This window comes from Streptomyces flavofungini (genome assembly GCF_014650815.1).
Taxonomy (GTDB): Bacteria; Actinomycetota; Actinomycetes; order Streptomycetales; family Streptomycetaceae; genus Streptomyces; species Streptomyces flavofungini.
The window spans coordinates 83,216-99,285 of the sequence record NZ_BMVR01000001.1; the positions used below are offsets into that span (position 1 = coordinate 83,216).

Consider the following 16,070-nt stretch of genomic DNA (forward strand, 5'->3'; position numbering starts at 1 on the left):
GGGGCCGGCGAGGGAGGGGAGCACGCGATGAGCGAGGCGAACGGACGGGCCGGACGATCTTGGGAGCCCGAGGGAGCGGGGGGCGCGGCGAGCGCGGGCGGGGCGGTGTGTCCGGGCTGCGGCACACCCCGGCCACCGCGGGCCGCACCCTCCTGCGGCTGCGCCCGCGAGGCCGCGGACGCCGCCCTGGAGACCCGCTCGGCGGAGGCGGCCGCCGCGGAGGACTTCGATCCGATACGCATCCGCCCCTATGTGACGCTGCCGGAGCCGTCGGCCCCCTTACCGGCCCTGACGTCGGCACCGCTGCCACCCGAGTTGCCCGCGGCCACGCGGGCCGCGCCCGCGCGGCCCCCGGCCCGGCCCGAGGGAATCGTGCGCCGGGGCCGGGCGGCACTGTTCGCCGGGGCGGGCCTGGTGGTCGCGGCGGCCGCGGTGTTCACGGGCGGGGTGCTGTCGGGGGACGCGGGTGACGGCGCCGGAGGGGACGGCAGCGGCGGTACGGACCGCGCGTTACCGGACCTGGCGGACGGCACACCGGACAAGCCCTCCAGGGAGCCCGCCCCGCGCCGGGCCACCAGGGCCGCACCCGCGCCGGCCACCCCGCGCAGCACCCCGACCCGCACCCCGTCGGCCGCGGCACCGCGCTCGGTACCGGTACGCAAGTCCCCACCCCCGTCCCCCTCGCGCACCACGGCCCGCGCCACGGGTTCGGTGGGTCCGCCCCCGTCCCGCAGACCGTCGGCCGCACCCATCCTGCACAGCGGCGACCAGGGCCCCCAGGTAACGGAACTCCAGCTCCGATTACGCCAGTTGTACCTCTACACGGGCCCCCCGGACGGCCACTACACGCCCCCGGTGACCGACGCGGTGACCCGCTACCAACGGGCCCGAGGCATCGACTCCGACCCCCAGGGCGCCTACGGCCCGGCAACAAGGAAGTCCCTGGAGTCCGAGACAAGCTCCCCTTAGGTCCGGGCAGGGCATCTCTCTCACTAGAACGAAAGCTCTATACAGCCCGCGTCAGCAGAAACCCGCACCTGCGTCAGGTCGTCCACCCACACAGTCGGCCCGTACTCCCCCGCCCGGGGGCCGACCCCCACCACTCGCATCCCCGCAGCGCGCCCCGCGGCGATCCCGGCCCCCGAGTCCTCGAAGACCACACAGTCGGCAGGATCGAACCCCAGCTCGGCGGCCCCCTTGAGGAACCCCTCGGGGTCGGGCTTGCTGGCCCCCACGTTCTCGGCGGTCACCCGCACCGCAGGAAGCGCGAGCCCCGCAGCGGCCATCCGCGCGGTGGAGAGCCCCACGTCGGCGGACGTGACGAGCGCGTGCGGCACCCCGGCCAGGGAGGCCATGAACTCCGGCGCCCCCGGTATGGGTACGACGCCGTCCATGTCGGCGGTCTCCCGCGCCAGCATCTCGCGGTTCTCCGCGTAGTTCTCGGCCATGGGCCGCCCGGGGAGCAGCAGCGCCATGGAGGCGTAACCCTGCCGCCCGTGCACGACGTTCATGACCTCGTCGGCGTCGAGCCCGTGCTTGGCGGCCCACTCGCGCCAGCAGCGTTCGACGACGGCGTCGGAGTTGACGAGAGTGCCGTCCATGTCGAGGAGGAGGGCTCGGGCGGTCAGTACGTTCGCAGCCGTCATCGGCGTACTCCAAGGGAAGGGCCCGCACACGGAAGAGGAAGACAAGGCGGCTCCGCCCGCCGGTCAGGGAAACGGGCGAAGCCACTTTGTTCCACCACGGTACAAAACAAGGTCGCCAAGCGCCAACACCGCAGGTCAGCACCCTTCCAGGCCCCCCGCACCGCACCCGCGCTACGCGATCGCCTCGTACAGGCTCCACACACCCAGCCCCAGCATCAGCACCGCCGCGATCTTCGTGATGAGGGCCAGCGGCACCCGCTTCATCAGGGCCTTGCCGCCCACGATCCCGAGACCCGCGACCGCCCACAGGGCGAGCACCGCGCCGAGGCCCACGGACAGCGGGTCGTCGTACCGCGCCGCCATGTTGGCCGTCATGATCTGCGTGAGGTCGCCGAACTCCGCGACCAGGATGAGCATGAAGCCCGCCCCCGAGACCCGCCAGAAGCTCTGGTCCTTGGGCGCCTTGACCGCCCCGTCCCCGTCGGCCCCGTCCTTCGTCATGAGGAGCATGGCCGCGCCGCCGAGGAAGAGGACGCCGGTGAGGGCGTGCACCAGTTGCTGCGGCAGGAGCGTGAGCACGCTGCCCGCCGCCACGGCGAGCACCACGTGCACGGCGAAGGCGGCGGCGACGCCCGCGAAGACGTACGAGGCGCGGTAGCGGGTGCCGAGGACGAGCCCGGCCAGCGCTGTCTTGTCGGGCAGTTCGGCAAGGAAGACGACGCCGAAGACAAGCGCCGTCACGCTGAAGCTGATCAAGGTTCCTCAATCGGTCGGGCCGCCCCACCGAGAGTTCCGCAGCCTTCGCGTACGACACCTCGGCACGGCAGCGCTCGGTGACGTACACGGAGGTGGACGTCTGGCACTGCTGGCCGAAGGTCTCGCTGGCCGCCCACCACGTGGGCTGCCTCCGGGCGCCGGCTCATCCATCGACCCGCGCGCGAGGCGCTCCACCAGGTGCGGTGGTCGGGTGACGGGCGAGCAGTATGTCGACGGTCCGGCGAAGAGCTACTCCCCTTCTGCTCCAGCCATCGTACGCGACCCCCGCACCACCCCGGCCAGGGACTTTCGGCCCGGGCCCACCGTGACCGGAGCCACATCCGCTCCGTCGCCCACCCCGGCAATCCCCCGCGAACCGGAGCACCCCGCGCAGGGCAATTCACCCCGAAGCACCAACTTCCGCCCCGGCGCGCCTCCATGACGGGGCGCCAGAACCCTTGATGTTTACAGGTGATTGACGCGACCCTGTCACCCGGTGCACACCTCGGGGCAACCCGAGCGCGCCAGCATGGCCGCCCCACCGGTCAACGTCCCCCCACGTCAAGGGAGTTCACATGCCCGCAATCTACGCGCGTCACCGCCTCGCCACCCTGGGCGCCGTCGCCGCCCTGGCCTCCGCCGCGACCCTGCTCTCCGGCTCCCCCGCCCAGGCCGCCCCGCCCACCCCGGTCAGCGCCGCCACCGCCCGCACCTACCTCGGCCAGCTCACCGTGGCCCCCGAGGGCTCCTCCGACGGCTACAGCCGCGACAAGTTCCCGCACTGGTCCACCCAGTCCGGCGCCTGCAACACCCGCGAGGTCGTCCTCAAGCGCGACGGCGAGAACGTCCAGCAGGACGGCAGCTGCGCGGCCGTCTCCGGCACCTGGAAGTCCCCCTACGACGGCGGCACCTGGACCGCCGCGTCCGACGTCGACATCGACCACGTCGTCCCGCTCTCCGAGGCCTGGAAGTCCGGCGCCAGCGGCTGGACCACCGCCCGCCGCGAGGGCTTCGCCAACGACCTGGGCCAGCCCCAGCTCATCGCCGTCACCGACAACGTCAACCAGGCCAAGGGCGACAAGGACCCGGCGGAGTGGCTGCCGCCCACCGCCTCGTACCACTGCTTCTACGCCCGGATGTGGGTGGACGTGAAGCAGAACTACGGCCTCACCGTCGACTCCGCGGAGAAGAGCGCGCTCAGCTCGATCCTGAACGGCTGCTGATCCGCCGCGGCGGATCCTGAGCACGCCGAGGCCGGTCCGCTTGCGCGGAACCGTCCCGCCCGCCTCCGTCGTTCCGTACCGTACGGGGCGACGGAGGAGGGTGATCACTGTGGCGCGGCTGCGTCTGGGTCCACTGCTGAGGTACGTCGACGGCGCGCGGGCGACCGTCTGGGTCGAGGCCGACCGGCCCTGCACGGCCGAGGTGCGCTGCGCCGACGGCACGCGCGGCACGGCCAGGACCTTCCAGGTCGCCGGGCACCACTACGCCCTGGTGCAGGTCACGGGGTTGCGCCCGGGCACCGAGACGGCGTACGAGGTCACCCTCGACGAGAGCCCGGTGTGGCCGCCGCCCGACTCGCCGTTCCCGGCGAGCACGATCCGCACCCCCGGCGGGGACGGCGCGGACGCCGACGCCCTGCGGGTCACCTTCGGCTCCTGCCGCTGGGCCGCGCCGCCCGCGAAGACGTCCCACCTGCACGACCTGGGCCACCGGAGCGGCTCCGGCACCGGCAAGGAACACGACCCGGTGGGCCCCGACGCCCTGGACACCCTCGCGGCCCGCCTCGCCGCCGACCCCGCCGCCGAGCGCCCCGACGTGCTGCTGCTCCTCGGCGACCAGGTGTACGCGGACGAGGTCTCCCAGGCCACCCGGCGCTGGCTCGCCGCCCGCCGCGACCTCTCCGAGCCCCCGGGCGACCAGGTCGCGGACTACGAGGAGTACACCCACCTCTACTACGAGTCCTGGCTCGATCCCGAGGTGCGCTGGCTGCTGTCCACCGTCCCCAGCTGCATGATCTTCGACGACCACGACGTCATCGACGACTGGAACACCAGCGCCTCCTGGCTCGCCGAGATGCGGGCCACGCCCTGGTGGCGCGAGCGCATCCTCAGCGGCCTGATGTCGTACTGGGTCCATCAGCACCTGGGCAATCTGCCGCCCGAGGAACTGGAGCGCGACGAGTTGTTCGCGGCCGTGCGCGCCACGCCCGACGGCACCGACGCGCTGCGCGCCCACGCCGCCACCGCCGACGCCGAACCGGCGAGCGCCCGCTGGAGCTACCGGCGGGACTTCGGCCGCGTACGCCTGCTGATGGTCGACACCCGCGCCGCCCGCGTCCTCGACGAGGACAACCGCGCCATGCTCGACCCCGGCGAGGCCGCCTGGCTCCGCGAGCAGGCCCTGGAGGGCGGCTGCGACCACCTCCTCATCGGGACGTCCCTGCCGTGGCTGCTCCCCCACCTCATCCACGACGCCGAGGGCTGGAACGCCGCCCTGTGCCGCGGCGAGCGCGGCCCGCGCTGGGCCCGCTTCGGCGAGGACCTGCGCAGACGCGCCGACCTCGAACACTGGGCCGCCTTCCCCACGTCCTTCGACGCGCTGGCCGCCCTGATCGCCGAAGCCGGTTCCCTCACGGACGCGCCCGCGACGGTGTGCGTGCTGTCCGGCGACGTCCATCACGCGTACGTCGCCGAGCCCACCTGGCCCGCGGGCGGCGGCCCCGACGCCCGCGTCCTGCAGCTCACCTGCTCGCCGGTGCACAACTCCATCCCCGCCTCCATACGGGTCGGCTTCCGCTTCGGCTGGAGCCGCGTCGGCCGGGCCCTCGGCCGCCGCTTCGCACGGCACGGGCGGCTCCCCCGCGCGGCCGTGAGCTGGCGCAGAACGGGCGGCCCCTGGTTCGGCAACCACCTGATGACGCTGACGCTGCGCGGGCGCGCGGCGGAGCTGCGCCTGGACCAGGCGCGGGCGGAGAAGGGCGGCGGGGAGCGGCTGGAGACGGTGGAGCGGACGACGCTCACCCCGTGAGGTCCCGAGGTCCCGAGGTCCGTGTGCGCCTTCTGTGACCTGTGTGGTCCATGTGACCTGTGAGGGCTGTGAGGCCGTTGGGGCCGTGCGTCCTGTGTGTGCGGTTGCGGTGGGTACGGGTGTGACGGGGCGAACCTCCCACGGGTAGCGGTGATGTCCGCCTTGGCCGTGACTCGGGCCACAACCGGATGGCGATCCTCCGAAGCGGGCTTCGGCAACGGTGTTCCCGGCGGCATGATGAGCCGGTCCTCGCCCCGCCCGTACCGGGAGTCACGCTCTTGTCTGCTGCTGCGACCGTCGACCACTCCATAGCCGTCGTCGGCGCGGGGCCGCGCGGCACCAGCGTCCTGGAGCGCCTGTGCGCCTCGGCCGCCGAGCTGCTGCCGCCGGGGACACGGCTGACGGTGCACCTGGTCGATCCGGCGCCGCCGGGGCCCGGGCGGGTGTGGCGCACCGCCCAGTCGCCGGAGCTCCTGATGAACACCGTCGCCTCCCAGGTGACGCTGTTCACCGACGCGAGCGTCGACTGCGCGGGGCCGATCCGGCCGGGCCCGAGCCTGTACGAGTGGGCCGCGCGCGGGCACCTGCCGGGGCTCGGGCCCGACGACTACCCGACGCGCGCCGACTACGGCCGCTATCTGGAGTGGTTCTTCGCCGAGACGGTGCGCGCCGCACCCGGCTCCGTCCGCGTCCGTACGCACGCGGCCCGCGCGATCCGCCTCGACGGCATCGATGACCTCGATGCCCTCGACGACACGGACGGCACGGACGGCACCGGCGGGGGCACGCAGACCCTCGTACTCGACGACTCCCGGGAGATATCCGGGCTCGGCGCCGTCGTCCTCGCGCAGGGCCACCTGCCCGAGACCGCCGACCGGGACCGCGCGGAACTGTCCGCGTACGCCGACCGGCACGGCCTGCGCCACATCCCGCCCGCCAACCCGGCCGACGTCGACCTCACCGTGATCGCCCCCGGCGAGCCGGTCCTGCTGCGCGGGCTCGGCCTGAACTTCTTCGACCACATGGCGCTCCTGACGTCGGGGCGCGGCGGGCGCTTCGTGCCCGGCGAGCGGGGCGGGCTGCGCTATGTGGCGTCCGGCAACGAGCCGCGCCTGTACGCCGGTTCGCGGCGGGGCGTGCCGTACCAGGCGCGCGGCGACAACGCCAAGGGCCCCTACGGGCGGCACCGGCCCGCCGTGCTCACCCCGGAGGCGATCGCGCGCTTCCGCAAGCGCGCCGACAGCGGGGACGCGCCGGACTTCCTGGCCGAGGTGTGGCCGCTGGTCGCCAAGGAGGTGGAGACCGTCCACTACGAGGCGCGGCTCACGGCGGCCGGGGCGGCGGGGCGGGCCGCCGCCTTCCGCGAGCGTTTCCTCGACACCGCGCACGGCAGCGCCGAGGAGTCCCTGGTCCTGGACGAGTTCGGGTTCACCGCCGACGGGCGATGGTCCTGGGAGCGGCTCGCGCGCCCGTACGCGGGGCAGGTCTTCCGCTCGCCCGGGGACTTCCGCTCCTGGCTGCTCGGGCAGTTGCGCGAGGACGCCGCGCAGGCCGCGCTCGGCAATGTCGCCGGGCCGCTCAAGGCCGCCCTGGACGTCCTGCGCGACCTGCGCAACGAACTGCGGCTCGTCGTCGACCACGGGGGCCTGGCGGGCGCCTCCCGGCGGGCCCATCTGGACGGCTGGTACACGCCGTTCAACGCGTTCCTGTCCATCGGCCCGCCCCGGCGGCGCATCGAGGAGCTGACGGCGCTCGTCGAGGCGGGGGTGGTGGAGGTGCTGGGGCCCCGGCTGGAGGTGCGGGGCGTGGAGGTGGGGGCGGATAGGGCCGGTACGGCGGACGGGGCTGACGTGGCGACCGGGACGACTGGGACGGCCGGGACGGCTCGGACGACGGGGACGACGGGGACGACCGGGGCCTTCTACGCGCACTCCCCCGACGTGCCCGGGTCCGGGGTGCGCGTGACCACCCTGGTCGAGGCGCGGCTGCCCGAGCCGGACCTGCGGCGCACCGGGGACGCGCTGCTCGCGGGGCTGCTGCGGTCCGGGCAGTGCCGCCCGCACACGGTCGACGGCCACGAGACGGGCGGCCTCGACGTCACCCCCCGCCCGTACCGCGTGCTCGACCGCCGGGGCCGGGCGCACCCGCGGCGGTTCGCCTTCGGGGTGCCGACGGAGGGCGTGCACTGGGTGACGGCGGCCGGGGCGCGGCCGGGGGTGGACTCGGTGACGCTGTCCGACGCGGACGCGGTGGCGCGGGCGGCGCTGCGGGCGGCGACGGGGACGGGGGCGGGGGCGAGGGCGGGGACGTCGGCCTCGACCGGGGCGGCGACCGTGCCGGCCGCGGCGGCGACAGTTCAGGACGGGCCGACGAACCCCCGGGACACCTGCGACGGCTGGATACAGCCGATTCTCACGAAACACTCAGATGTTGAAGTTGCAAGTACTAATTAGGCGGACCTAATCTTGGGGCTTCGATCGGTTCCCGTCCCCAAACCGAGTCATGACCGAAGGAGTCCCCCACCATGACTGGACGTCTCAACAGCGCCCAGCCCTATGCCCTCGGCCTGTTCCGCATCGTCGTCGGCCTGCTCTTCGCCTGCCACGGCGCCGCCTCGCTCTTCGGCGTCCTCGGCGGCACGGACGGCGGCGGCGGTACCGTCGACGCGGGCACCTGGCCGGGCTGGTACGCGGCCGTCATCCAGCTCGTCGGCGGCAGCCTGGTCCTGCTGGGCCTCGGCACCCGCGGCGCCGCGCTCGTCTCGTCCGGCTCGATGGCCTACGCGTACTTCAAGGTCCACCAGCCGGAGTCCCTGTGGCCGATACAGAACGGCGGCGAGGCCTCCGCGATGTTCTGCTGGGTCTTCCTGCTGCTCGTCTTCACGGGCTCCGGCGCGTTCAGCCTCGACCGCGTGATCGCGGCGGCCCGCGGTGAGCGGGGCGCGAAGGCGACGGCGGACGCGGAGCGCACGCCCGTCGCGGCCTGACCCGCGGCACCTCATCGCGGCCTGACCCGCAGTCCGCATGAGCGGCGCCCCCTTCTCCGTACGTGGTTCCCGGTACGGAGGAGGGGGCGCCTTCATGTCCGCTCAGGCGCGCGGCGCGAACGGCACCGTGAAGCAGGCCACCCGGTCCCCCGCGCCGCCCTGCTCCCGGTGGAGCACCACCGACGACGCCCCACCCGGCCGGAAGCCCCACGAGTGGACCGCCGCCGCCTTCCCCGAACCATCCGGCTGCGCGGTGAAGTCCAGCCACACTTCGTTGGCCGGATTGAGGTAGGCCGGATTCTTCGAGGGCTGCACGGGGTCCGGCCGGTGCTGGTAGTGGCCGCCCGCCGCGGCCGGGTCCGGGCCGCACGGCTTCTGGTGCACGTGCGCGCCGTACGCGTGGCCCGGCTTCAGGCCCCGCACCCGCAGGGCGACCCGGGTGCCGGACCGTTCGTGGCGCTGCGTCACCTCGATCCGGGCGCCCGGCGGCACCAGTTGCCGGTCGTAAGTGAGCGCGGGCGACAGCATCTTGGACGGCGCGAACCGTCCCTTCGCGCGCACGCAGTCGCCGCTCCCGTCCGGTACGCCGCCGCTCGCGGCGAGCACGGCGGCCGCCACGGCCGCCGTGAGTATCCCTGCCACCATTGTCGAGTTCTCCCCTTCTCCTACATGTCGACTTGTCTGCGATTGAGCGCCCGTTATGCACACTCCTGCTCCGTTCGTACGGGACTTCACGGGCGCGCGCCGCGTCGAGAAGGGCAGCCGGGTGAACGTGATGTAGCGAACATCTGAGCCCCCAATGGATCTACGGCTCAGGGTGCGGCGTACGCTGTACAGCTGTTATCAGGCCGCCACCCGCCGCTCCCGCGAACATCGCGGCGAAGAGTTGCCGACTGGGGAGTAACAACGGGGGAGTTTCGGTGTTGGAGAGTGTGGGGGCGCTGACCGGCAGCCCATGGATCTACGCGGTCGTGGCCCTCTCCGTCCTGTTCGACGTCTTTCTGCCGCTGCTGCCGAGCGGCGTGCTCGTCATCACCGCGGCGACCGCGGCGGCCGCCGCCGGTTCCGGCACCGGGCGGGTCCCACAGGACGTGCCGGACATCCTGCTGCTCATGCTCTGCGCCGCGACGGCATCCGTGCTCGGCGATCTCGTCGCGTACCGCCTGGCCTGGCGCGGCGGTGAACGCCTCGACCGCGCCATCGCCCGCTCCCGGCGCCTGACCAGCGCGCAGGAACGACTCGGCACGGCGCTCGCGCGCGGCGGCGGCGTGCTCGTCGTCATCGCCCGGTTCGCACCCGCGGGCCGCTCGATCGTCTCGCTCGGCGCGGGCGCGGCCCACCGCCGGGTGCGCGAGTTCCTGCCCTGGTCGGTCCTCGCGGGCGTGGCCTGGGCGGGTTACAGCGTGGGCCTCGGCTACTTCGGCGGCCAGTGGCTGGGCGCGACCTGGCTCGCCACCGGCGTCTCGGTCCTCGCGCTGGCGCTTGCCGGGGCGGGGGCGGCGTTCCTGGTGCGGCGGCCGCGGGAGTCCCCGGCGGGCTGAGGCCCGCCGACCCCTGCGCCCCGGCCGGAGACGGCGGGCGCCCGCCGTCTCCGGCCCTGACGGCCGCTACGACGCCGCGCGCGCTCCGCGTACCTCGATGTGGGCGAGCAGGTCGGCGGTCGCCGCGGCGACGGCGTCGACGGCCTGTTCGAAGACCTCGCGGTTGTGGGCGGCCGGGGCGCGGAACCCGGAGACCTTGCGCACGTACTGGAGCGCGGCGGCCCGGATCTCGTCGTCGGTGGCCTTCTCGGGGAGGGCGGGCGGGCGGAGGGTCTTGATGCTGCGGCACATGCCTCCAGCTTCGCGCGTACGCGGCTCTGACGTGAACCGATCACGGAAAACTCCCGCCGCGCCACCGCCGCGCGCCCACCGAAGCCGCACGACCGCCGGAATCCGCCATCGTGCGACCAGGACGGCCGACACACCACCGCACCACTCGCCCCACTAATTCGAACAGGAGTACCATTGCGGGGTGCCCGCAACCCCTTCGTATGAGTTCCCGAGCGACCTCCTCGCCGGTCAGGAGGAGCTGCACCAGGTCAGATCCGAGCTGCACGCCCTGCTGCGGCGGCTGCCCTGGTCGGTCGAGCCCCTGGACGGCTTCAGCGACGACAACGGCTGGCGCAAGGTCGAGCGCCCCGCGTCGCCCGGCTGGACGCCGGACGAGCAGGCCGAGGTCGAGAAGCTGCGCGCGCGGGAGCGGGAGCTCACGGTGTTCGTGAGCTGCCACCGCTTCTGGGAACAGGTTTCGGGCCCGGACGCGGTGGATACTCGGATGCTGCTCAAGCACGCACACGAACACGCCGACGAACCCGCCCACGAAGCGGCGCCCACGACCTCCGCCGAGGAGCATTGACAGGCGGTGGCGGCGGGCGTTGACTCCCGGTACGAGGGCCGGACGAGCCCTCGTACGACCCCGTGACAGCGGGCCCGCGCTCCGGAGCCGCCCCTGCCCCGCGCCCGCGTGGCCCGCCACCGATCGCACCTGATCACCGATCTTCATCAGGTGACGCCATTCGAATCCGGCTGCCCGCGTCCAGCGTGCGGAGGTTCAGCCATGAACATACTCATCATCGCCGTACTGGCCGTCCTGATCGTCCTGGGCTTCAAGCAGCCCCTGCTATGGGTGGCCGCCGCAGTGCTCGTCTACTTCCTCGTCCGCCATCACACCGGCGGCTCCGCCCGGCCGGGACCCACGAGCGGCGGGGTCGGCGCGAGCGGCTCCGGGGGCGCGGGCGGTGGAGCCGGTGGCGGCTCGGGCGGAGGCGGCTCCGGCGGAGGCGGCGGCATCCCCTCCACGTACCGCGACTACCGCATCCGGCGGGACCGCCAGGAGCGTTGGGACCGCAGGTACCGGCGCACGCATCCGGCGGCGCAGCAGCGTCGCAAGTAGCGTCCGCGGCACCGGCTCCCGGCCACCCCCGGCGTCCGGGCCGACCACTCACCGGTCCGGGTGACTAGGGGCTTAGCGCGGCGGTCCGTGGGGAGGGTGCGCATGCACCGCGCACCGAACCAGCCCCAGGAGCCGCCCGCATGCGCCGAGAAGCAACCCCCCGAGAGCCCCGTGAGCCCCGTGAGCCACGAGAGGCCGGGGCGCGAGCCGGGCAGAGCGGCCCCGCGCGGGCCGGTCGCCCCCGGCGGACCGACGCCGACCCTCGCACGCGCGTGTCCGTACCGGGCCCACGCCTGTCCGGACCGGGCCCGCACCTGTCCCTGCCCGGCCTGCGCGCGCTCGCGGCCCTCCCCCTGGTGATGCTCACCGTCCTCGCCGTCGGCTGCGCGCCGAGCGGCGAGGACGAGCCCGGCCTCGCGCCCGGCGACACGATCAAGGCGGCGCAACAGCAGCTCACCGACACCTGTCTGACCCGCAAGGGCCTGACCCCGCCGCGCGGCGACCGCCCCCCGTCCGCCGCCGAGCAACAGCGGGTGACGCGGGCCCTGTTCGGGACCGGCCGTACGGAGCTGGCCCTGACCCTGCCCACCGGCCACTCGGTGCGCGCCCACACCGACGGCTGTCTCGCCTCGGCCCAACGCACCCTCTACGGTGACCAGCGGCGCTGGTTCCGCGTCTCCACGGTCGTCAACAACCTCAAGCCGGAGGCCGCCTTCCGCGACCAGCCGCTCACCGAGATCCGCAGCCGCCACCGCACCGACCTCGCCGAGTGGCGCCGCCTGCGCACCCGGGCCCTGATCAACGCGAAGGCCCACCTTCAGTCGGAGTCGCGCCGGGCCGCCGCGCGGTAGTCCCGGGGCGTGCGGCCGGTCGCATCGCGGAAGTGCCGGCGGAAGCTCGCCGAGGAGCCGAACCCCACGCGCGCGGCGATCTGTTCGATCGTCGCTTCGTCCTGTTCCAAGAGGTGCCGCGCCCGGTCGAGGCGTACGCGCAGCAGGTACTGGAGCGGGCTGAGGCCGGTGTGCGCGCGGAACCTGCGGTCGAGCGTGCGGGGGCTGAGGCGGGCGTGCGCGGCGATGTCGGCGAGGGTGAGGGGCCGGTGCGAGGACGCCTGGAGCCACCGGACGGTCGGCTCCAGGCCGCCGGTCTCGGCGAGGGCACGGGCCAGCTCGGCGCGCGCGGCCCCGGCGTCGTCGTACACGGGCAGGACGAGGTGCCGGGCGGTCGCGGCGGCCACCTCGGCGCCGTGGTCCTCCTCGACGAGCCGCAGCCACAGGTCGAGCCCGCCGAGGAACCCCGCCGAGGTGCGGAACGGCCCGTCCACGACGAGGGTCCCCGCCGGGTCGACCGCCACCCGCGGGTGGCGCGCGGCCAGTTCGGGGACGTGGCTCCACTCGGTCGTCGCCCGGCGGCCGTCGAGCACCCCGGCCGCGGCGAGCGTGAACGCGCCGGTGCCCACGGCGAACACCCGGCTCCCCCGGTCGACCGCCGCGCGCAGGGCATCCGCCACTCCCGGCGGCGGCTCGGCCCGGAACCCGTCGTGCCCGGCCACCAGCACGGTCCCGGCCCCGTCGAGCCCGTCGAGACCCCGGTCCGCGGTGACGGTCAGCGGGGCGGGCCGGGCGGTGGTGACGGTGCGCGGGACCGCGCAGACCCGCAGCTCGTACGCGGCCCCGGAGGCACTGCGGGCGACGGCGTCCAGGACCAGGCCGGGGGTGGTGAGCTGGTGGGCGGGGACGCCGTCGAGGACGAGCAGCGCGATGACTGACATGCCCGGCATTATCCGCATCCGCTGGAAGCCACCGAACGCACCGAACGCTCGACGTCAGCTCAGCGCCGCGAGGCGATCGTCTTCTCGATCCACTTCTTGTACGCGGGTACGGAGGCGTAGATCCCGGGGCCGCCCGCGCAGCGCCGGTCGACGGCCGCGTCGCCGTCGCCGGAGGTGGCGCCGACGAGCTGCCAGCGCCCGCCGACGCGCTGGACCTGCGGCCCGCCGGAGTCGCCGTTGCACGCCATGGCGTCGCGGACCAGGCTCTGCGTGCACAGCTCGGTCCTGCCCTTGATGTCGAGGCACTTGCCGGCCGCGGCCCTGCGGGTGTCGAGCTCCTGGAGGCGCTCGGAGAACTTCCACTTCTCCAGGTCGGTGCTGTCGACCGTCGTGCCGAAGCCGAGGATCCGGGTGTGCGCGCCGACCTTCGGGGCGCGGTCGGCGACGGGGATCGGGGCGTACCGGGTGACGGGGCGGTCGAGGCGGAGCAGGGCTATGTCGTCGTGGGAGCGCTTGTCGCCGCTGATGTCGTAGGCGGGGTGGACGACCTTCTCGACGATGGTGCGCACCGTGCCGCCGGAGCTCAGCCGGTCGCTGCCGACGCGGACCTTCCCGGTCGGGCGGGCCACGAAGTCGTCCTGGGCGCAGTGGGCCGCGGTGACGACCCACCGCGGGTCGATGAGGGTGCCGCCGCACACGCCCTTCAGCTTGGTGCCGTCCTCCTGCTCCAGGGTCATCGGGACGGACACCATGAACGGGTACGCCTTGGTGGCGTCCTTGCCGCCGACGATGGCCTGGGCGCTGCCGGTGAGGCCGGTGGCGCACAGGGCGGTGGCGGCGCCGACGGCCCCGAGGCCGCCGAGCACGCGCCGTGCCGTACGGGACGGGCGGGAGGCCCGGGGTGACCGGGCCGGGGTGGCGGGAGTGGCGGGAGTAGACATGGAGGTGCCCTTCACCTGATGCATGGATGGCGAACTGAACGGGCGGTCGGACCAGGCGTCGCCGTGGTCCCCGCCGCGTGTTCCTCCATGCTCCGTGGGACCGGGGGCCGGGAAAAAGCGGTCCGCTGCCACCCTGGGCTAAATTCTGGCCATGACCGTGGTCGCGCTGTTCGCGCTCGACGGGGTGCCCGCGCCCCAGCTCAGCACCCCGGCGCTGCTGTTCGGCGCGGCCTCGCGCACGTTCTACCGCCGCCCGCCGTACGAGCTGCGGGTGTGCGCCGCGCAGGGCACGATCGCCACCGCTCCGCCCGGCCCACTCCGCATCACGCCGGAGCGGGGCCTGGACGGCTTGGCGGACGCGGGGACGGTGCTCGTGACGGGGTACGGCGACTGCCCGGGCCCGCCTCCCCCCGACGTGCTCGACGCACTGCGCGCCGCCGCCGACCGCGGCGCCCGGGTCGCGACGATCGGCACCGGCACCTTCGCCCTCGCGGCAACCGGCCTCCTCGACGGCCGCCGCGCCACGACGGCCTGGTCCCACGCGCCCGAACTGGCCCGCCGCCACCCCCGGATCGAGGTCGAACTCGCCGACTGGCCGGTCGCCGACGGCCAGTTCCTCACCTCCGCGGGCGTGCTCGGCGGCAAGGACGTCTGCGTACGGATCATCGAAGAGGACCACGGCAAGGAGGCCGCGCTGGAGGCCGACCGCCAACTCTTCCTGATGCTCCCGAACCCGTCCGACGCCCTGAGAGCCACATCCCCCACACCCCACGCACCCCACGCACCCCACGCACCCGCCACCGAACCACCGTCCGAGAACTCACCGCCCCCCGAACCCACCCCACTCACCCCCCTCACCCCCACCACGACCTGGCTGGAGTCCAACCTCCACCGCCCCCTGACGCTCACGGACATCGCGGCCCACGCGAACACCAGCGTCCGCAGCCTCAACCGGAGCTTCCGCGTCCACACGGGCCTCACCCCGCTCCAGTACCTCCTGCGTGCCCGCGTACGCCACGCCCAGTGGCTCCTGGAACACACCGACACCCCCGTGGAGCAGATCCCGACCCGCACCGGCCTCGGCACCCCCGCGAACCTCCGCCACCACTTCCAACGCCTCAACGGCACCACGCCCACCGCGTACCGAACGGCGTTCCGCACCCTGGTGGCCCTGTTCGCCCCACCGCCCGCACCGAAGTAGCACCCACCGCGGCGTCCGTACGGCGCTTCACGGTTCCCGCCCGATCACACTCCCCGCGCCGCTACGCTCCGGGCCCTCAACACCCGCCCCCGGGGGGACCCATGCGCCGCTCGACCATCTTCATCCCCGCCTCCACCCTCACCATCGCCGCAGGCATCACCGGCCTCGTCCTCTGGCTGAACCACTCCTCGTACGAGGACCGCGTCGAGAACTGCGCCCAAGCACTGGAGAAGCAGCACGCCGAGGGCGGCGAGGGCCGACCGGACCCGTGCGACCGGGTCAAGAAGAACGACTACACCGCACTCGTCGCCGACGCCGAAGGCCCCCAGCCCTGATCGCCTGGGGGCCTGCGTACGGGGTGGGCGCCCTGCACGTTCGATCTGCGTCCGTACCACGGCAGAGCCATCGCTCCTGACGTCAGGCGTTGACTCGCTCCTGCAGACGGACGGTCACGGTGTCCCCTTCCTCCTTGCCGATCGCCTTGCGCACTTCCGCCTTCACGGGCAGCTTGTGCGTCCCGTCCCCCAGGGCCATGAACGAACTTTGGAACGGATGACCGTCGATCGTGCCCCGGATCTTCACCAGGCCGCGGGTGCCGAAGAACTTGGCCGACTCGGGCCACACGACGTAGGTCCAGCCGCCCTTGTCCGGGCTCTTCTGCAGGGTTGCGGTGAACTGCTTGTCCATCACGGATACCGCCTGTTCAGGAGTACTCGATGGTCTTCTGCCGGTCGGTGACGGGAATCCCGACCGCGGCCACCTGTGTGATGCGGGTGGTCTTGCTCATCCCGTGCCTCCGCTTCCT

The 16,070-nt window shown here is 73.8% G+C and carries 18 protein-coding genes; 11 read left to right on the plus strand and 7 right to left on the minus strand.

Going from position 1 to position 16,070, the window contains the following annotated elements:
- Positions 1-27 precede the first annotated feature (27 nt).
- Positions 28-969 carry a peptidoglycan-binding domain-containing protein gene (locus IE274_RS00340; protein ID WP_190113492.1) on the plus strand — a complete coding sequence of 314 codons (942 nt, stop codon included), beginning with the start codon at positions 28-30 and terminating at the stop codon, positions 967-969.
- 23 nt (positions 970-992) lie between these two features.
- Here IE274_RS00340 and IE274_RS00345 read toward each other — a convergent pair whose 3' ends face one another.
- Both IE274_RS00345 and IE274_RS00350 read right to left on the minus strand, forming a co-directional pair.
- A complete protein-coding gene (locus IE274_RS00345) occupies positions 993-1,646 on the minus strand; it encodes an HAD-IA family hydrolase (RefSeq protein WP_190113493.1) in 654 nt (217 codons plus the stop codon).
- A gap of 171 nt (positions 1,647-1,817) precedes the next feature.
- A complete protein-coding gene (locus IE274_RS00350; protein WP_190113494.1) occupies positions 1,818-2,402 on the minus strand; it encodes a TMEM165/GDT1 family protein in 585 nt (194 codons plus the stop codon).
- A 575-nt stretch (positions 2,403-2,977) separates the two neighbouring features.
- Here IE274_RS00350 and IE274_RS00355 point away from each other — a divergent pair.
- The 4 genes from IE274_RS00355 to IE274_RS00370 all read left to right on the plus strand — a co-directional run bounded on the left by IE274_RS00355 (position 2,978) and on the right by IE274_RS00370 (position 8,418).
- Complete coding sequence (locus IE274_RS00355) at positions 2,978-3,625, plus strand: HNH endonuclease family protein (RefSeq protein WP_190113495.1); 648 nt, start codon at positions 2,978-2,980, stop codon at positions 3,623-3,625.
- Between the two features lie 109 nt (positions 3,626-3,734).
- Positions 3,735-5,432, plus strand: coding sequence for an alkaline phosphatase D family protein (locus IE274_RS00360; protein WP_190114053.1), 1,698 nt, complete (start codon positions 3,735-3,737; stop codon positions 5,430-5,432).
- 278 nt (positions 5,433-5,710) lie between these two features.
- Positions 5,711-7,885, plus strand: a complete 2,175-nt coding sequence (locus IE274_RS00365; protein WP_229909061.1) for an FAD/NAD(P)-binding protein — start codon at positions 5,711-5,713, stop codon at positions 7,883-7,885.
- 71 nt (positions 7,886-7,956) lie between these two features.
- The gene (locus IE274_RS00370; protein ID WP_190113497.1) at positions 7,957-8,418 is read left to right on the plus strand and encodes a DoxX family protein; all 462 of its coding nucleotides are present in this window, start codon (positions 7,957-7,959) and stop codon (positions 8,416-8,418) included.
- Positions 8,419-8,520: 102 nt separating this feature from the next.
- Here the strand turns inward: IE274_RS00370 and IE274_RS00375 are convergent, their stop codons facing one another.
- Complete coding sequence (locus IE274_RS00375; RefSeq protein ID WP_190113498.1) at positions 8,521-9,063, minus strand: superoxide dismutase family protein; 543 nt, start codon at positions 9,061-9,063, stop codon at positions 8,521-8,523.
- Between the two features lie 275 nt (positions 9,064-9,338).
- On the opposite strand from IE274_RS00375, the gene IE274_RS00380 reads away from it, so the two are divergent.
- The gene (locus IE274_RS00380; RefSeq protein ID WP_190113499.1) at positions 9,339-9,959 is read left to right on the plus strand and encodes a DedA family protein; all 621 of its coding nucleotides are present in this window, start codon (positions 9,339-9,341) and stop codon (positions 9,957-9,959) included.
- 66 nt (positions 9,960-10,025) lie between these two features.
- On the opposite strand, the gene IE274_RS00385 is transcribed toward IE274_RS00380, so the two are convergent.
- Positions 10,026-10,250, minus strand: coding sequence for a DUF2277 family protein (locus IE274_RS00385; protein WP_190113500.1), 225 nt, complete (start codon positions 10,248-10,250; stop codon positions 10,026-10,028).
- 181 nt (positions 10,251-10,431) lie between these two features.
- Here IE274_RS00385 and IE274_RS00390 point away from each other — a divergent pair, with 181 nt between their 5' ends.
- The 3 genes from IE274_RS00390 to IE274_RS00400 all read left to right on the plus strand — a co-directional run bounded on the left by IE274_RS00390 (position 10,432) and on the right by IE274_RS00400 (position 12,203).
- Positions 10,432-10,815, plus strand: a complete 384-nt coding sequence (locus IE274_RS00390; protein WP_190113501.1) for a DUF8825 domain-containing protein — start codon at positions 10,432-10,434, stop codon at positions 10,813-10,815.
- Positions 10,816-11,016: 201 nt separating this feature from the next.
- Positions 11,017-11,352 carry a hypothetical protein gene (locus IE274_RS00395; protein ID WP_190113502.1) on the plus strand — a complete coding sequence of 112 codons (336 nt, stop codon included), beginning with the start codon at positions 11,017-11,019 and terminating at the stop codon, positions 11,350-11,352.
- A 272-nt stretch (positions 11,353-11,624) separates the two neighbouring features.
- Positions 11,625-12,203 (plus strand): hypothetical protein, encoded by a 579-nt coding sequence (locus tag IE274_RS00400; RefSeq protein WP_229909062.1) that lies wholly within the window; start codon positions 11,625-11,627, stop codon positions 12,201-12,203.
- Here IE274_RS00400 and IE274_RS00405 read toward each other — a convergent pair.
- Together IE274_RS00405 and IE274_RS00410 are read right to left on the minus strand one after the other, a co-directional pair.
- Positions 12,170-13,123, minus strand: a complete 954-nt coding sequence (locus IE274_RS00405; protein ID WP_190113503.1) for a GlxA family transcriptional regulator — start codon at positions 13,121-13,123, stop codon at positions 12,170-12,172. The two genes, IE274_RS00400 and IE274_RS00405, sit on opposite strands and share 34 nt — an antisense overlap.
- Before the next feature lie 59 nt (positions 13,124-13,182).
- A complete protein-coding gene (locus IE274_RS00410; RefSeq protein WP_190113504.1) occupies positions 13,183-14,064 on the minus strand; it encodes a S1 family peptidase in 882 nt (293 codons plus the stop codon).
- 151 nt (positions 14,065-14,215) lie between these two features.
- Here IE274_RS00410 and IE274_RS00415 point away from each other — a divergent pair, with 151 nt between their 5' ends.
- On the plus strand, positions 14,216-15,265 hold the full coding sequence (locus IE274_RS00415; protein ID WP_229909063.1) for a GlxA family transcriptional regulator: 1,050 nt from the start codon (positions 14,216-14,218) through the stop codon (positions 15,263-15,265).
- Between the two features lie 101 nt (positions 15,266-15,366).
- Positions 15,367-15,600, plus strand: a complete 234-nt coding sequence (locus IE274_RS00420; protein WP_190113505.1) for a hypothetical protein — start codon at positions 15,367-15,369, stop codon at positions 15,598-15,600.
- 82 nt (positions 15,601-15,682) lie between these two features.
- Here the strand turns inward: IE274_RS00420 and IE274_RS00425 are convergent, their stop codons facing one another.
- Complete coding sequence (locus IE274_RS00425) at positions 15,683-15,952, minus strand: DUF1905 domain-containing protein (protein WP_190114056.1); 270 nt, start codon at positions 15,950-15,952, stop codon at positions 15,683-15,685.
- Positions 15,953-16,070: the final 118 nt, after the last annotated feature.